The organism is Oceanobacillus sp. MO10714A, assembly GCF_037072045.1.
Lineage (GTDB): Bacteria > Bacillota > Bacilli > Bacillales > Amphibacillaceae > Oceanobacillus > Oceanobacillus indicireducens.
Genome location: NZ_JAXHDC010000011.1, coordinates 12,919 through 30,733 on the forward strand (window position 1 = coordinate 12,919; position 17,815 = coordinate 30,733).

Below are 17,815 nucleotides of genomic sequence, written 5' to 3' on the forward strand. Positions count from 1 at the left end.
TTATACATTTGCCGTTTCAATCAGTGCTTCTTCAGGTGGAGTATAACGATAACCAAGATCATCCGCCACCGTTTGAATGGTTACTTTTCCATTAATTGTATTAACACCAGAGCGTATCGCTGGATTATCTTGAATAAGCTTGGCGATTCCATGTGAGCCAAGCTGTGCTGCATAAGGGATGGTCACGTTTGTTAAACCAACTGTTGCGGTACGTGGTACAGCACCAGGGATATTTGCAACTGCATAATGCACGACACCATGTTTCATAACAGTTGGGTTATCATGGGTCGTTGGCGTGCTAATCGTTTCAAAGTTCCCGCCTTGATCAATCGCAACGTCTACGATAACAGAACCAGGCTCCATCGATTTAATCATCTCTTCACTCACAAGTTTTGGTGCTTTCGCGCCTGGAATAAGAACAGAACCGATGACTAAATCGGAGTTCTTGACGGCTTCTGCAATATTATAAGGATTAGAGATTAAAGTTTGTACCGTTGAACCAAAGATGTCGCTTAGCTCACGTAATCGGACCGGATTCAAGTCAATAATAGTAACCTTGGCTCCAATTCCCGCTGCGATTTTAGCTGCATTCGTACCAACGACACCGCCTCCAATAATTGTAACATTTCCTTGATTCACACCAGGAATGCCACTTAGCAGAATGCCTTTACCGCCTTTTGATTGCTCTAAAAATTGTGTTCCAATCTGTGTTGCCATCCGGCCTGCGACTTCACTCATTGGTGTAAGGAGCGGTAGTGTATTGTTGACAGTAATTGTTTCGTAAGCGATGGCTGTTACTTTATTGTCAACTAATGCTTGGGTCAGTTCCGGCTCTGCAGCTAAGTGAAGATAGGCAAATAAGATTAACCCTTCGCGGAAATATTTGTATTCCGATTCTATCGGTTCTTTTACCTTCAAGATCATTTCTGACCTTTTCCAAACCTCGGAAGCATCCTCTATGATTTCCGCTCCAGCTGCTGCATATTCTTTATCTGTAAAGCTGCTGCCAGTCCCAGCATCTTTTTCGATAAAAATAGTATGTCCTGCTTTCGTTAAATTGGTGACTCCAGCTGGCGTAATAGCGACACGCTTTTCATTATTTTTAATTTCCTTTGGTACTCCGATAATCATGTGATTCTCTCCATTCTGTGATTTATTATTAGCTAATTTTTTCTTCTAGTATTCTCTCTACTATGAAAGGTAAATCGTTGCTCCAAATCTACTAGAAACAATCCTATGCCGTATTTATCACGTATTAACGGTCTGTAATACCCCTACCCCTAAACAGAAAGGAAACCCAATATGTGAAGGGTGGGGGTAAACAATCCGTAAATACCTGATTCTGTTCAACTAACATTCAGTGGGGAGGGAAGGATTTCCCCACTGAATGAAGTTTCACTTTAAACGAGGAGTGCAAGTAGTTTAGATTTTTTTACTTCACCATTTCCTTTAACATCGGCGGATCTGCTTCCTGTTTATAACCTTCTTTATATTCTACTTTAAACCCTGTAAAGCCATAGATAATAGCAATTAAAGGGCTAATTAAACATAGAAATGCAAATGGTAAATAGCTTAGTGTCGATACACCTAATGTGGTCGCCATGAATGCTCCACAAGTATTCCATGGTACAAGAGGTGAAGTCATCGTTCCTGCATCCTCCAATGTCCGGGATAGGTTTTTCGACTTCAGTCCTCTCTTATCATATTCTTCCGCATACATTCGGCCTGGAACAATAATGGACATATATTGGTCACATCCGACAATGTTCGAGGAAATACATGTAACTACTGTTGCCGTTATCAGGCTGCCAGTTTTTTGGGCAAATTTAATAATCTCCTCAACTAGCACTTCAAATATTTTTGTTAATTCAAGAACACCACCAAAACACATTGCAATAATAATCAATGAAACCGTATACAATACGGACTCTATTCCACCATTATTTAATAGATTATCAACTACTTGGTTTCCCGACTCGATGGAATACCCATAATATAATATATTAATCGCATCACCTACTGGTACTTTTTGTACAACAATTGAGCAGATTGTACCTAGTATGGAACCGATAACTAAACCTGGTAGTGCCGGGATTTTAAAGATCATCATGATAATGATGAATAACGGTACTAACAGCAGCCATGGTGAAATGCTATAGATCTCATTCAATTGAGTTTGCAAAACCTGTACTTCGGAAATACTTGCACCTTCACCAGAATATCTAAAATCAAGAATTGAAAACAGTATTAACGAAATGACGAGACCTGGTATCGTTGTATAAAGCATATGTTTAATATGCTCAAACAACTCTCCACCGACAATGCCTGGAGCAAGATTCGTTGTTTCAGAAAGTGGTGAGATTTTATCCCCAAAATAAACACCTGAAATAACAGCTCCCGCAACCATAGCCGGGTTGATGCCAAGTCCATGTCCAATACCCATTATTGCAATTCCAATTGTTCCTGCCGCTGTCCAGGCATTTCCAGAAGCGATAGATACAACACATGATATTAAACAAGCTGCCACAAGGAAGAAGCTTGGCGAAAGTATATTGAGTCCGTAATAAATCATTGTTGGTACAATACCACCTGCTATCCAAGAACCAATTATCGTTCCGATCACTAAAAGAATAACAATCGCTTGAAGAGCAAGACGAACGGCATCCAACATTCCTTTTTCAACTTCGAACCATTTAAACCCAAGTCTAAATGCAACTATGGCGGCGACTCCAGCACTTAGCAATAATGGAATATGCGGATCTGTATCATATACAAAAATGCCAATTACTAAAGCGACAATCATGAATATAATCGGAATCAAAGCTTCGAATAATGTTGGTTTTCTAATTCCTAACTGCTTGTTTTCCTTACTCATTTACACCTCTCCTTGTTTCACTTTAGTTAAATCGACCTTCCTTCCCACAAGCAAGATAATTCTCAAGACAGATACAGTAAATCAACGAAACCACTTACCATAGTAAATACTCATGGAACCATAAAAGAGCGGCCCCATGTCAACAGTGAAATCAGGAGACTCTTTTTGTTCATTTAGTTTGATTTAAAATCCTGTAATCCAATTATTCTTCCCTATAATCCGGATTATGCCATTCCATTAATGTAGCATTTGTAAGCGATTCTTTATCTCCCATTAAATAGCCTCGCATTACCTTTCTTAATTTAAAGCCATTTTTAAGCTGAAATGTAAGAACGGAATCATAAATATTTTCTTTTTTTACTTCCTCTACGTATTCTTCAGGTGTTAATCGAGCCGCATATTTATAATAGTTCGGGATACGCCCACCTATAATAATACTTTTCAACCCTAGATTTTTACATATCTCTCTGCGGGCCTGATATAAATACTTCCCTATCTTCATTTTTCTGAATTCTGGATGAACACCTACTTCTATTCCATAAAGATTACTGCCATTCGGATTATGATTTCGAATATAACCATCATCAGAAATCATCGTATAGGAATGTTCTTCACCATAATCATCAAAGTCAACAATTAAACTACACGCTGAACCTACTATTTTTCCTTCATATTGCAAGCAGACCTGACCTTCTGGAAAAATCTCTATTTGACTTGCCAAGTTCGCACGTGTTAGGGACATGTCCGGCCCAAAACATGTATAAGATAGCTCTGCCACTTCATCAAGATCTTCCTGTTGAATCTTTCGGATTGTCATATTTTCACCGAGCTGGATTGATTTTGTTTCCGGCATTTTTTTAACTCCTTTCCTATTCATTATTTTGTACTAATAGAGACAAACTTTTCTTCCAGGTATTCTTCCAATCCGTATTTTCCACCTTCTTTACCCATTCCACTTTCCTTCACGCCGCCAAATGGCGCCTGAACTACAATTGGCAACGAATCATTAATACCTACTATTCCAAAGTCAAGTTCCTTCATCATACGTAATCCACGTCCCAAATCTTTTGTATAACAATATGCAGCTAGTCCGTATGATGAGCCATTTGCCCGTTCCACGACTTCCTCTTCCTCTTTAAACGTAAAGATCGGTGCAACCGGGCCAAAGGTTTCTTCTGTTGCGATTTTCATATTTTCATTAGCGTATTGAATAACAGTTGGTTCATAAAAATAACCGTTTAAGTCATTTTCTTTGTATACATTTCCGCCACAAAGCACTTTTGCATTATTTTCTACCGCATCTTCAACTTGAGCTTTTACTTTCTTCAATGAATCTTCATTAATTAGTGGTCCAACGTCGACGTCAGCGTTCATTCCATTTCCTACTTTTAGTTGCGCTGTTTGTTCCGCTAACATTTCTCCAAATTGTTCCGCTATACTTTCTGACACATAAATACGGTTTGTACTGATACATGTTTGCCCGGTATTTTTAAATTTGGATAGCATCACTCCACGAACGGCCTCGTCTAGATCCGCATCTTCAAAGATGATAAATGGGGCATGACCGCCAAGCTCCATCGATACTTTTTTAACAGTCGCAGCAGAATCACGAAGAAGCATTTTACCAACAGCGGTTGAGCCTGTAAATGTAATCTTTCGTACATCTGAACTGCTAGTCATTTCGCTTCCTATTTCTTCCGCCGGTCCAATTAAAAGATTTACAACGCCATGAGGGATTTCGGCTTCATGAAAACATTCAAAAACTTTTATTGCAGATAAAGGTGTAGCAGGAGCGGGTTTTAATACAACCGTACACCCTGCAGCCAGCGCTGGAGCTAGCTTTCTTGTAATCATTGAGAGCGGGAAGTTCCACGGAGTAATAGCAGCACATACACCGATAGGCTGTCTAATTACCATGAGGTGTTTTTCCTGCTGTGATGCTGGTAAAGTTTCACCATAAACTCGTTTCGCTTCCTCGGCATACCACTCCAAATAAGCTATCGCACCGGCTACTTCGCTTTTCGCATCTTTTAATGACTTTCCATTTTCCTTCGTAATCGTTTCCGCTAATTCTGTTGATTTTTCCCTCATTAATTGAACCACTTTTTGTAAATAGGCACTTCGTTCATTACCAGTTGTTTTTTTCCATTGCTTAAATGCTTCTTTTGCATCTGCAATTGCTTTTTTCGTTTCCGCTCTCCCACCTGTTGAAACGGTTTCAATTATTTCACCTGTTGCGGGGTTTACGACTTTTATTTTTTCATCTGTTTGTATCCATTCACCATTAATATATAGCATTCGAATTCCTCCAGCTGATTTCTTCGTATTTATTGTTATCAAGAGATTTTCCGACCCGAAGATATGCTTTTCTTTTTGATAGATTCATTACGATAGAAAAAACAGTCTCCATTCTCCGGTGTTCTGGTGCTCTCTCGTTTTCAAAGTGGTTAATAGAATTTGGTGCATTAAATTCATCTGAAAGCCATGTTTTGAATGTTTCTTCGTCTATTGGCTCTTTATTTGCAATGGTTGTATTTATAAGCTGTTCCGCTCTCTTTTTACGAAGCATCGAATCATCAAATCTGAATTCGTTCATATCTTTTAAATTCTGTTTAATGTTTTCGGATAGAAGATGGTTTGTATGTACTAATTTCCCGTCCTCTCCTCCAACATAATCAATGCCAAATGGAGACACCTCAGGATTAACAGCTATTCCATTTCCATTTCCTTCATCATAACCAATCAGGAAACTAGCAGCAGAAGCCATTTGCGTCCCTTTGATTTTTGAAATAGCTTCCGTTAAAGAATGAGAATTAAGGACTGCCCGTAACCCTAAATGGATCGGAACTTCATCTGACTTTTTATCAGTAATCAATGCGTTAAAGCATATCCCTACACCGGAAGAATTAAAACCAATTTTCCCGATCATTCCTCCCTCCGTCACCATCGTTATATCCGGCCTGCCTTCATGTTGTATATTCAGTAATAAAAGACTATTTATTTGCGAAGGCTTCCAGTCCCAATTTTGACCAATAATTGTTTCTGATATAGTTGGTTCGGTAACTGCTATTGCTGTACAGCCATCTGAAAATGATGTTCCTTTATATCCGGCCAGTGCAATTTCACTACGCGCATTAAGAGCTAATATATCTTCAAAATCTACCCCCGCACCTGCTGCAATCCCTTCCATTTCTTCAATCATGGTTACATCGTATTTTTCTATTGCATCAAGATGCGTAAGCGCACGCTCCCTTGCTTCTGACCAATCAATATGCTGATAGCCGTGAAATAATTTTTCATATGTTTCTAGACTTTGTAAAACTTCTTTTTTTCCATATGCACCATGCTTATATCCTATATCCCTCGCTGATCCGCTTAATACTAGTTTGTTAATCATTATCTTCCCTCGCTTATCATGCTTACTTTTCTGTCCATAATAGATTTGTAAGTTCAAAAAGTCTCCTGATAGATGTGGGGACTTTTTGAACCTGTATAAGAAACTATAAAATAAAATTACTGTAATAACTTAGGTATCCAACGCTAGCCACGTCCGGCTCCAGCGCCCAGCAACTAGCAAACTTCCCACTCCTCCAATCGATAAGTCAACATCAACTCACTATCGTTCGTTGTGTTTCCTTTATCTCATTCCGGAGTGCTCCAGTTTGTACGTTGCTAAACGGGCGCTTGCGCCTTTGTTCACTATGTATTACTAGATCGTCTTTTTAAAAGCGGTGATAGACTCATCAATAATGTCGATCATGTCATTAACTTCTTGTTTGTTAATAACGAGTGGTGGTGCGATTGCAACTCTGAAATCCCCAATAGCTCGGAGAATAAGCTTGCGATTAAAACATTCATCAACCACTTTCGTTGCAGCTTGTAAAGATGGATCGAAATGTTCACCAGTTGCAGGATTATATAGTTCAAATGCAGCAAGCAGTCCAATAGAGCGGCTATTTGTTATAATGTCGTGCTTTTCTTCCAGATATGCCAATCCTTTTTGCATTTCTTTTTCCATCGCCTTGGCATTTTCTACGATACCGTCACGTTCTATAATTTCAATGTTTTTCAGCGCTACTGCACATGCTGTAGGATGTCCGCTATAGGTAAAGCCATGAGCCATTACTCCTTCATAATTTACGATAGCTTCTCTTACTGTATCGCTAATCATTACGCCTCCCAGCTGCGAATAACCACTTGTAATCCCTTTAGCAATACACATTAAGTCAGGAACTACTTCCCAATTTTCAACACCAAACATTTTTCCTGTGCGGCCAAATCCACAAATCACTTCGTCCGCGATAAATAAAATATTGAACTCATCACAAAGTTTTCTAACGGCTTGTAAATAACCTTCAGGTGGAATGTTTACCCCGCCTGCCCCTTGAACCGGTTCGATAATTACCGCTGCAATTGTATCTGCTCCTTCTTTCTCAATAAGATATCGAATAGACTGTTCATAATTTGGATCATTTTTATCGCCCAATTCACAATTTGTTAAGTGCGGTGTTGCATGGTAAAACCCTTCCACACTAGCTCCCGCAAATTCGTGTGTTGTTGGAATCCCAGTAGCACTCTGCGCAGCCTGTGTTACACCATGATATCCGTCTCTCATTGCAATAATTTTCTTTTTTTCATGTTTTCCTTTTAATGACCAATAAAATCTCGATAGCTTGAAAGCGGTGTCATTTGATTCAGAACCACCCGAAGTATAAAAAACTGAATTTAAATCACCTGGAGCGATAGATGCTAATTTTTCAGCAAGTTTAATAGCTGGCACATTCGAAAAGCCCTTAAATGCCGAAGAGTAAGCAATTTTTAACATTTGTTCATGCGCAGCTTCTGCAAGTTCTTTTTGACCATGACCGATATTCACATTCCAAAGCATTGACATCCCGTCAATATAAGCTTCACCTTCTAAATTATTAGCAAAAATACCTTGACCATCAGAAAAAATAATATCCGGTCCATCTTGAGCACCTTTTTTAGGTGCTGAAGTAGGATGGATAAAGTGTTTTTTATCTAATTCAGCTAGTTCATCAGTTTTCGACTTTAAGACAGAGACTTCTTTAACCATAATTAAAACCTCCAATTTTAGTATTCAAATAATATAAAGCAAAATTCATGCCAACTTTTATTTTCATTGTAAAAAATCGCGTAATATATGGTGATCTGGCTTTTACATTACTAAACTTTAATTCTATTAAGATTTTTACATCGGTTTATTTATGCATTAACAGATAACATTATGCAATAATGCATAAAAACCAACTTTTTTATGAAAGTTGGTTTTTACTTATACCGTTAATTTTCCCTTTGTAAAATTTGCTGGTATTTTCGACTAACTGCAGATTGGCTAATCCCAAGCGCTTCAGCAGCCTTTATTGTTGTTTTATGTTTTTTCATTGCTAATATAATTAACTGCTCCTCTATTTCTTCCTTTGCTTGTTTTAGGGGAACAATCCCATTAATTAAAGGGAACGGCTTATGAACTGTTTCATGTGACAAAAAGTGTTCTACTAATTCAGCCGTTATTACTTCCTCATCAGCGGTTACAAATAGTCGTTCAATTAAGTTTTGTAGTTCGCGGATGTTGCCAGGCCATGAATAGCTTTCTAATAAATTTAATGCTTCTGGTGAAAGGTAGCAATTTTTATCATATCTGTGGTTTAACTTTTCAAGGGTATGATAAGCTAATAACGGAATATCTTCCGGTCTCTCTCCAAGGGGCGGAACATGGATTGGAATAACATTAATCCGGTAATATAAATCCTCTCGGAAACTTCCATCTTCCACCAGCTTTTTTAAGTCTTTATTCGTCGCGGCAACAATCTGGACATCAATAGGAATTGGTGTAACACTCCCGATAGGAACAACTTCGTCCTCTTGTAATACCCTCAACAATTTCACTTGTAACGACATTGGCATATCGCCAATCTCATCAAGAAACAACAACCCGCCATTTGCCTGTTCAAAATACCCTTTTTTCCCTTGAGAATCAGCCCCGGTAAACGAGCCTTTCGTATATCCAAAGAGTTCGCTCTCCAGTAAATTCTCTGGGATAGAGCCGCAATTTATTGTTAGAAATGGCTTATCTGATCGGTTACTCTTCGTGTGTATTGCACGTGCGATTAATTCTTTCCCTACTCCCGATTCACCTTGGATTAATACAGTAGAAGAAAAGTTTGCTATCTTCTCAATTTGATTAACAACTTTTTGCATCTTTAAGCTGCCATAAATAATATCTTTTGAGGGATCCTCCTTGTTTTTTAGGCGATTCAGTTCTTGCTCATACTTTTTCGTCATTTCCTTCGTTTGTTTTAGTTCGGATCTTAGTTTCGTATTTTCTGTAATATCTCTCGAAGCCACAACTATTCTTTGTAAATCCCCTGCACTATTAAAAATAGGATTCCCTACAGCTAATATCTTTTTTCCGTTTATTGTTTCTTGAACGACGGAAACCTTTTCTTTCTTCTCTAAGACCAACCTTATTACAGAGGGAGAAAAAACACCTTCATTCTCTAACTCCAAAATATTTTCACCAATCAGCTCTTTAAGGGGCCTCGGCCAAAAATCTTTGATGTAATTCTCGCTATGTCGTATAAGAGTTCCTTTGTTATCAATAACTAAAAGTTCATCATAGATGGTAGACAGAATGGCATTCATATCCCTGTTTAAATCTTTGACTGCTTCCATTTCAAGTGCCATTTCCCCCACTTTTGGAAGATCCTGCACAATAATGATAGCGCCTTCAACATTTCCCTCTGCCGACTCAATTGGACTATAATCAACCAATACGCCCATTTCATTTATAAAATGAATTTCATTTAACAGAATTGCCCCTGTCGAGAACACGTTATTCAACTTTTCCTGATTGAAAATCTGACCTGCATCGCTTCCCATTACTTCACTGCTTGCGGATTGGATCATATTTAGACCAGTTTCATTGCAATTAATAATTTTTTGATTGTGGTCAACTACAAAAACACCCATCGGTATTGAACCCAAGAGTAACTTAAGTATATTAATATTTTTCTCTTTACGAAACAAACCAATCAGCATGTCTTCTCGGGTAATATATCCCATTAATTCATCTTCATTGTTCTTAACTAAAACAATCGGGTTTCCAAGCACTTTGAATACAAACGACATGGTAATTTCCTTACCCGGCTTGAATATCTCTATATTTTTTATCGATATTGCATTGGAACGTATTTGTTCTACACATAAATCTTCGTTCTTCTTTCCTGATGTTTTCAAATCTCTTAAATCCACGTATGCACTTAATTCGTTATTCTTCGTTAAAAATACATAAGGATCCATGCGATTTGCTATTTGCTCTGAAAAACATACTTGATCAATGTCCATTGAAACTGCAAATATAGGTTTTAATTTACTAGAAATTGTCTGATTCAATATAAGCACCCCTTTTACAGATCAATTCACATTGTATCACGGTATTCGAAATAATCATAATACTATTTCTGTTTTATTCAACTAGTAAAATCGTGTCAGTATTCATTATCGCGCGGATATTATTATTTTACACAGCCTTATCTTTATCCTTTTCCATCTCCGGAAGCTTCTGTCTAAATCCTTTTGTTAAAAATATCAAATATAACACACCAAGCCCGAACCAAATACTTCCCAATATTTTAGAATAACTATCTAAGTTGAATAGGAGTACAACATTTAACAAACATCCTACTGAAGGAATAATAAAGTACTTCATAACCCCGCGAAGAGAGCGCTTTCTTTTTTTACCAAAGTATAAAACAATAACCGAAATATTTACAAAAGCAAAAGCAATTAATGCTCCAAAATTAATAAAGGAAGCAACCAAGGTTAGACTTAAGAATAAAGCTGATAAAGATAATAAACTAATCAGCAAAATATTATTGACTGGAACTTTTGTTTTCTTACTCAGTTTCCCAAAGAAACTTTTCGGAAGTTGCCCGTCCCTCCCCATGGCATATAAAACACGAGAAGCACTTGCTTGTGCTGCAGAGGCAGAACCAAATACAACAATTGCAGTTACAGCTAAAAATGCTGATTCTAAAGCGCTTCCTCCGACACGCGCCATGATTTCATAAGATGCAGCATCAGCATCTTTAAAACTATTATAGTCGGGCCAAACATTATGAGCGAGATAGGAGACAATAATAAATATTATCCCTCCGATAATAGTTACGATAAGAATGGCACGCGGTATATTTTTCTTTGGATTTTTCACTTCTTCTGAAAAAGTTGAAACGGCATCAAATCCAAGAAAGGAGAAACAAAGCAGCGCGGCTCCTGCGACTATTTGCGGAAAAGAATATCCATCGTAAATAAAATTGTTATGCAATACCGCATAATTTTATATTCTTATTCATAAACTTTTAACTATTTAGGTTATGAGCGCATAACCGTGGAGTCTGTATGTAAGGTTTCAACTTTCGCAGCTGAAACAGTAAACTACTCTCTGGTATAATTAGTGAAACCAGCAATTCATTATAGTTATGGACACGATTCCAAAACTTCAATTGAGACATTAGAGGGTTCTAATGTCTCGTTTGAAGGTGATTCCAGATCATTCGAGTGAATAGCGGGGCTCTAATCGATCGAATGAACTAGATTCCAGTCCGTTCGAGTGAATAGCGGGGCTCTAATTGATCGAATGAAGCAGACTCCAGATCATTCGAGTGAATAGAAAGGTTCTAATCGATCGAACGAAGCAGATTCCAGTCCGTTCGGGTAAATAGAGGAGTCTCATTCCCATTTGAACAAGATTCTAGTTCACTCAGGCTGAAAAATCTTATCAACATCTGAAAACACTTACCTTGCTTGAATTCGCTACTGAAGCTGTCCGTTTATTATATTGAGCTAGTCAACTGTACTATGTAAAGTCTTCTCGGTACAGTGATGTAGAGCAATTTTATCACGCATTAACGGTCTGTAATACCCCCACTAATGAAGTTTCACTTTATAATCTTCCAAACAATAAAAAAAGAACGAACCCACTCTCCATCAACATAGGAGAGGAGAGGAGAGGAGATTACGTTCCCTTTATTTCTACTTATTCACTTAACCATTCGTTAATCAAATCTTGATTGTCTTCAACCCATTTTTCTGCACCAACAATCGGTTCTTCTCCAGCCTCTTCCGCTTCAGCTACATAGCTCATTAATTCCCCAATGGAATCATCATCCATTTTCCAGTTCTTTAACCATTGATTAACTTCTGGGAAATCGTCAGCAAAACCTAATCTTTTCGCGTGATGAATTTTTTCCGTTTCCCCGAACATGTTTTTAGGATCGTCTAGATATTTTAAGTCCATTTCCGAAAACACACGATGTGGGTTCCATAATGGCGCGACAATTGGGGTCTCTTCACGGATTGCTTCCTCAATTGCCGTAAGCATCGCTGGTTCGGAACTTGGTACAAGCTCAAAGTCCAACTCGTATTCTGCAATCATTTCCTCGGTAGTATCCATTGTTCCGGCACCAGGATCAAATCCAGTAATCTGGCTCTCAAACAGTTCTTTGTTCTCATTTAAATCTTCAATACTATTGATATCTTCCATATATGCTGGTACAACTAATCCAACTTTAGCATTGTCATACCAAACCTCTTCTGAAAAATCGATTTGCTCTTGATATTGCTCGAGATAGTTCTTATCTTGAACCGGCAGCCAAAATTCCAAGTTGACATCCAATTCATCATTTGCGAGTGCTGCCATTTGTGTCCCCATATCTAATAAGTGAAACTCAACATCATATCCTTCTTCCTCAAGAATGACTTTCCACATATTTGTGACAGCAATGTTTTCTGCCCAACTAATTTGTCCAATATCGATCGTCTCATCCGCACTTTCTGCAGCGCTTTCTGACGATGCACCTTCTGCATCTCCATTGCCGCATGCCGCAAGAACACCTATCATCAAAAAAGTAAAGACAAATAATATTCCCCTTCTCAAACTCATGAATTAGATTGCCTCCCGTAAAATTTAAGTTTCTTCATTTTCCTTTGGTAAAAATTCAAATATTTCTCCTGAACGAATACTTGCTACTAATTTTCTTAACCAATGATAATATACTTTCGATTCATTCAACATGTCGTAATGCTCTTTCGCTTCTTCTTTTATTTCATCTGCTATTGACTCATCATTAATAATTTCTGCTAATTCCTTTTCAGCAAGTTGAACTGCATCCAAGTTCATACTTACTTCTCGCTCCCATTGTTGACAGTAGAAGGACATAAAGGTATTAAAGAAATTCTTTTCCGCTGTATAAGTATGTTTTCTTGAGCCCCTCGTATAAACACGCTTTACATAACCGATGTTCTGCAATTTACGCACACTTGTGCTCATACTTGCTTTAGTCATCCCGATTTCTTCAAGCATCTCATCCAAATTCATTTTATCTTCAAAATACATCGTGGCGTACAACCTACCGGCGGCTGGCGTCACTCCGTATAAATCCATCGTTTCTGCGATAGCACCAATGACTTGATCCTTGGCAAAGTCCAATTTTTCTCTCGCTTCTTTATCATTTAAGCTTCCCAATGACTTACTCTCCTTGCCTATTGTTCATTTTGTTAAATTTTTTCTTAACAAACTTAATACTACTCTTTCTAAAATAAATGTCAAGTGGATGAAAACATGTCAAACCGCTTCGTTACCTATATATATTAATTTATAAAACTATTTTTTCCTAGCATACATGTGTTAAAAAATGACTAAATCTCTTTGACACACACTTTTTTATGTGTTAGATTAAATTTGTTCAAAACGTTAAATTTTTTCTTAACAAACTTAACAACAAAGCAACGTAACAAAATGAGGAGGTTTCGGTATTGGACATAAAAAAACAATACATAAATGGCCAGTGGGTTGAAGCAATCTCCGGAAATACAAGAGATATTATTAATCCGTATAACCAAGAGGTCATTGCGGTTGTTGCTGATGGAAACGCACAGGATTCCGAAAAAGCAATCGCTGCAGCAAGAGAAGCTTTCGATCAAGGCGATTGGCCGAATACGCCAGCTACAGAACGTGCCAAGATCGTTAAAAAAATCGCGGACCTGATTGACCGTGATCAAGAAGAACTTGCAAAACTTGAATCATTAGATACCGGAAAAACACTAGAAGAAAGCCGGTGGGATATGGAAGATATTGCCGGTGTCTTCCGTTACTATGCCGAGCTTGCCGATAAAGATGGAGGCGAAATAATAAACTCTCCCATCCCGAATTCGATCAGCAAAGTAGTGAAAGAACCTGTTGGTGTCTGTGGGCAAATTACTCCTTGGAATTACCCACTACTTCAAGCTTCTTGGAAACTAGCTCCAGCTCTCGTCACTGGAAACACACTCATCATCAAGCCGAGTGAAATTACGCCACTTACACATATTAAAATCTTTGAATTAATCGAAGAATCCGGTGTACCTAAAGGTGTTGCCAACCTTGTACTTGGCCCTGGAAACACAGTTGGCGCAGAGCTTTCGAGTCACAAAAATGTAGATTTAATTTCCTTTACCGGCGGAATCGAAACAGGAAAAACCATTATGCAGGCTGCAAGTCACAACATGAAAAAAATCGCACTCGAACTCGGTGGCAAGAACCCGAATGTTATTTTTGCCGATGCCAATTTAGAAGTAGCAATCGATCAAGCCTTAAACGCTGTATATTTTCATGCTGGACAAATCTGTTCAGCCGGAACGAGAATCATCGTCGAGGAAAGCATCCATGATACATTTGTCGACGCACTGACCCAGCGAGTGAAAAAGATTAAACTCGGTAATGGCTTTGATGAAACAACACAGATGGGACCACTTATTTCTGAAGAGCATTTAAAAAAGGTCGAAAGGTATGTTGAAAAAGGAATTAAAGAAGGAGCAACTGTCGCAGTCGGAGGCAAACGTCCAGATGATGCAGAACTCCAAAATGGTTTTTTCTATCTGCCTACCATTTTGACGAATTGCACGACCGACATGAGTGTTGTTCAAGACGAAGCTTTCGGTCCTGTAATTACAGTGGAGAAATTCAAAACCGAAGAAGAAGCAATCAAACTAGCAAATGATTCCATTTACGGACTATCCGGCGGTGTATGGACAAAAGATATCGTAAAAGCAGAACGCTGTGTTGCAAAAATGCGCATGGGTACCGTATGGATTAATGATTTTAATATCTACTTCCCACACGCTCCATGGGGAGGCTATAAGCAATCTGGAATTGGCCGCGAACTAGGAGGCATGGGACTGGAAGAATACCAAGAAACAAAACATATATTCCATAATTTGAAACCGGAAACAATGAACTGGTTTTAATATCAAAAGCGGAGGCGCCCTTGCAGGCTCAGTTCGCGATTCGTTTCGCGGGCGCCTGGGACAGCGCCGCATTGCTCGTCCCATCAAAAGATCTGCTAGTTGCTTGGCGCAGAGTGGACGCGGCTGATGCAGTAAATACAAATAATCTACAGCCATGAAATCTTATAAATGTCTAAACACTTAAAAGTACTTAGGAGGTATTTATTAATGAGTTTAAATATGAAAGTTGAACAAATGTATAATTTTCACCAATTCGAACTACCAACAGCGATTAAACACGGGATTGGATCTATCAAGCATATTGGAGAAGAAGTTAAAAACCTTGGCGTTACAAAAGCACTATTAGTTACCGACCCGGGAATCTATGAAGCTGGTGTAACAAAGCCAATTGAGAACTATTTAAAAGAAGCTGGAATCGAGATTTCTTTATTTAATAAAGTAGAACCAAACCCGCCGGTACGTCTTATTGCAGAAGGAAGCAAACAATACAAAGAAGATAACTGTGATGGGCTTGTTGCTGTAGGAGGAGGAAGCTCCATGGACACAGCAAAAGCAATTGGTGTTGAAATAGCTCATAATGCTTCCGTTTTAGAGTATGAAGCAGCGGAAGGCAAAAAGCCGCTTGAGAACCGAATTCCAGCACTAACAACAATCCCTACCACCGCTGGAACTGGTTCAGAAGTAACACAATGGGCAGTGATTACAGATGAGGAACGTGAATTCAAATTTAATACAGGCGGACCACTTATCGCTGCGCACTTAACGATTATTGATCCGGAATTACATGTTTCCATGCCTCCACACGTTACGGCAATGACAGGTATTGACGCACTTGCACATGCCATCGAATGCTACACGATGCATTATGCCCAACCGGTTACAGATGCAGTCGCACTACTTGCAATCGAATATGTTGGAAAATATATTCGTCGTGCTTACGCAGATGGCGGTGACATTGAAGCAAGATACGGAATGGCTCAAGCTGCCATGCTTGCAGGTTTATCTTACGGAAGTGAATCAGCAGGAGCAGCGCACGCAATGTCTCAAACACTCGGTGGTATTATCCCGGTTGCACATGGTCAGTGTGTTGCAACGATGATGGGCCCTGTCATGGAATATAACTGGAAAGGTCATCCAGCTAAATTTGCTCGAATCGCACAAGCGCTCGGCGTGAATACATTCAATATGACAACAGACGAAGCAGCAAAAGCAGCGGTTAATGAAGTTTATAAACTTGCAGAAGACTTGGATATTCCAAATTTAGAAGAACAAGGTGTATCCCCTGACATGATTGATAGGCTTGCAAAAGAAGCAATGAAAGATCCACAAACAGTAGGTAACCCACGCGACTTGACGGAAGAAGATTATAAGTGGATTTACAAACGTTGCTTTAACTTGGTTCCTAAAACTCTCTAATTTTATTTCAGGCAGCAAAACAGCTCCGGTCATTATTATAATGAACGGAGCTATTTTTATTTAGACTGCGGGACAGGTTCGTTATCCGATTACGTCAACAGTACAGTCATAGAGGAGGTACTCTGAATATACCCTTAGTAAATGACCAGAACAAATTCGCTAATACAAAAGAGAAACTACAAACACCTAACAATCACGCTGTATATAATAGTAATATAGAGTTCTTAAATTTGCATCATTTCATACGAAAAACTATCTCCGTTTTTTCTTTTTAAATGTCTTAAATAGGAAATAAACGAGTATTGCTATTACAGCATAAACCAGAAAGAATACTATAAATCCCCACAACCCCATCACTGCATCAGCAAATTCCATATTCCCCCTGTTCGTAATTGCTTGCTGCAGTTCGATAGCAAAGACAAGGACAACCATTACCGTAAACGTATAAACAAAGGAAAGAATAGTCGTACTCCATTTCATCTTTTCAATAATTTTAAAGAAGAAATGCACCATGAAGAATGTAACCATTCCAATAATACCAATTATCCAGAAATGAAGCTGTTTATCTGTCATATGTAAACCGAACATATCGGTCAATAGATCATGGATGTCATTCACTATTTCTGCCAATGTAATAATTATTTCTTTCACTGGAAGCCTCCTAAAACTGCTTTGGATGAATAAAAGAATAGCTTTAGTTTACTATAAATCTATGATAATAAACATAGGGAAGGTTCTGTATTGTTTCAATGTTGCAAGGTAAAAGAACGGGTACCTGTGCCCTCCCACCTTAAAACATTACTTTTTCTGATTTTTATTTAGAATCGTACGTAACTCTTTAATATCCTCTTCAGACAAAGATTCCTCTTCCATAAACTGAACGAGCATGGATTTTACCGTTCCACCATAAATCCGTTTAATAAAGGATTTTGCCTCGGCACGCTGACATTCTTCCTGAGAGTATTTGGGATAGAAGGTATAGATCTTTTGATTTTTATTAATACCAACTACTTCTTTTTGTGCGAGGCGATCAAGAAGTGTGCGTACGGTTTTAGGCTTCCAGTCTGTTTTTTCCTGTAAAGAAGAAATTACTTCATTCGCTGTTTGCGGGGCTTTTTCCCAAAGAACGTTCATAACTTCCCATTCCGCTTCGGATATATTAGGTATATGTTTAGACACTGTTACCGACCTCCCGATTATATTTGCTGAAAAACATTT

At 38.4% G+C, this 17,815-nt stretch carries 14 protein-coding genes; 2 read left to right on the forward strand and 12 right to left on the reverse strand.

Features of this window, described 5'->3' with window-relative positions; translation table 11 throughout:
- From ald to cudC, 10 genes are all read right to left on the reverse strand, one after another.
- Nucleotides 1-1,131 (reverse strand): alanine dehydrogenase, encoded by a 1,131-nt coding sequence (ald, locus tag SPD53_RS08580; RefSeq protein WP_336252276.1) that lies wholly within the window; start codon nt 1,129-1,131, stop codon nt 1-3.
- Between the two features lie 301 nt (nt 1,132-1,432).
- On the reverse strand, nt 1,433-2,875 hold the full coding sequence (gene nhaC, locus SPD53_RS08585; RefSeq protein WP_156855136.1) for a Na+/H+ antiporter NhaC: 1,443 nt from the start codon (nt 2,873-2,875) through the stop codon (nt 1,433-1,435).
- A gap of 202 nt (nt 2,876-3,077) precedes the next feature.
- Entirely contained in the window at nt 3,078-3,728 is a 651-nt protein-coding gene (locus SPD53_RS08590; protein ID WP_229782700.1) for a GNAT family N-acetyltransferase, read from the reverse strand.
- A 23-nt stretch (nt 3,729-3,751) separates the two neighbouring features.
- Nucleotides 3,752-5,173 carry an NAD-dependent succinate-semialdehyde dehydrogenase gene (locus SPD53_RS08595; RefSeq protein ID WP_336252277.1) on the reverse strand — a complete coding sequence of 474 codons (1,422 nt, stop codon included), beginning with the start codon at nt 5,171-5,173 and terminating at the stop codon, nt 3,752-3,754.
- Complete coding sequence (locus SPD53_RS08600; protein WP_188857719.1) at nt 5,160-6,272, reverse strand: C45 family autoproteolytic acyltransferase/hydolase; 1,113 nt, start codon at nt 6,270-6,272, stop codon at nt 5,160-5,162. The genes SPD53_RS08595 and SPD53_RS08600 overlap by 14 nt, the downstream gene beginning before the upstream one ends.
- Nucleotides 6,273-6,584: 312 nt before the next feature.
- Nucleotides 6,585-7,952: an aminotransferase family protein gene (locus tag SPD53_RS08605; protein ID WP_336252278.1), complete on the reverse strand. Its 1,368-nt coding sequence runs from the start codon at nt 7,950-7,952 to the stop codon at nt 6,585-6,587.
- A gap of 227 nt (nt 7,953-8,179) precedes the next feature.
- A complete protein-coding gene (locus SPD53_RS08610; protein ID WP_336252303.1) occupies nt 8,180-10,243 on the reverse strand; it encodes a sigma 54-interacting transcriptional regulator in 2,064 nt (687 codons plus the stop codon).
- Between the two features lie 175 nt (nt 10,244-10,418).
- A complete protein-coding gene (locus tag SPD53_RS08615; RefSeq protein ID WP_188857717.1) occupies nt 10,419-11,222 on the reverse strand; it encodes an APC family permease in 804 nt (267 codons plus the stop codon).
- 711 nt (nt 11,223-11,933) lie between these two features.
- Nucleotides 11,934-12,839 (reverse strand): glycine betaine ABC transporter substrate-binding protein, encoded by a 906-nt coding sequence (locus tag SPD53_RS08620; protein WP_336252279.1) that lies wholly within the window; start codon nt 12,837-12,839, stop codon nt 11,934-11,936.
- A 24-nt stretch (nt 12,840-12,863) separates the two neighbouring features.
- The gene (gene cudC / locus SPD53_RS08625) at nt 12,864-13,421 is read right to left on the reverse strand and encodes a choline uptake/conversion transcriptional regulator CudC (RefSeq protein WP_156855152.1); all 558 of its coding nucleotides are present in this window, start codon (nt 13,419-13,421) and stop codon (nt 12,864-12,866) included.
- Nucleotides 13,422-13,711: 290 nt separating this feature from the next.
- On the opposite strand from cudC, the gene betB reads away from it, so the two are divergent.
- Both betB and SPD53_RS08635 read left to right on the forward strand, forming a co-directional pair.
- Nucleotides 13,712-15,181, forward strand: a complete 1,470-nt coding sequence (gene betB, locus SPD53_RS08630) for a betaine-aldehyde dehydrogenase (protein ID WP_188857712.1) — start codon at nt 13,712-13,714, stop codon at nt 15,179-15,181.
- Nucleotides 15,182-15,388: 207 nt separating this feature from the next.
- Nucleotides 15,389-16,597 (forward strand): iron-containing alcohol dehydrogenase, encoded by a 1,209-nt coding sequence (locus SPD53_RS08635; RefSeq protein WP_188857709.1) that lies wholly within the window; start codon nt 15,389-15,391, stop codon nt 16,595-16,597.
- 252 nt (nt 16,598-16,849) lie between these two features.
- Here the strand turns inward: SPD53_RS08635 and SPD53_RS08640 are convergent, their stop codons facing one another.
- Nucleotides 16,850-17,248: a hypothetical protein gene (locus tag SPD53_RS08640; RefSeq protein WP_188857707.1), complete on the reverse strand. Its 399-nt coding sequence runs from the start codon at nt 17,246-17,248 to the stop codon at nt 16,850-16,852.
- Between the two features lie 147 nt (nt 17,249-17,395).
- Nucleotides 17,396-17,776, reverse strand: a complete 381-nt coding sequence (blaI, locus tag SPD53_RS08645; protein ID WP_156855162.1) for a penicillinase repressor BlaI — start codon at nt 17,774-17,776, stop codon at nt 17,396-17,398.
- Nucleotides 17,777-17,815: the final 39 nt, after the last annotated feature.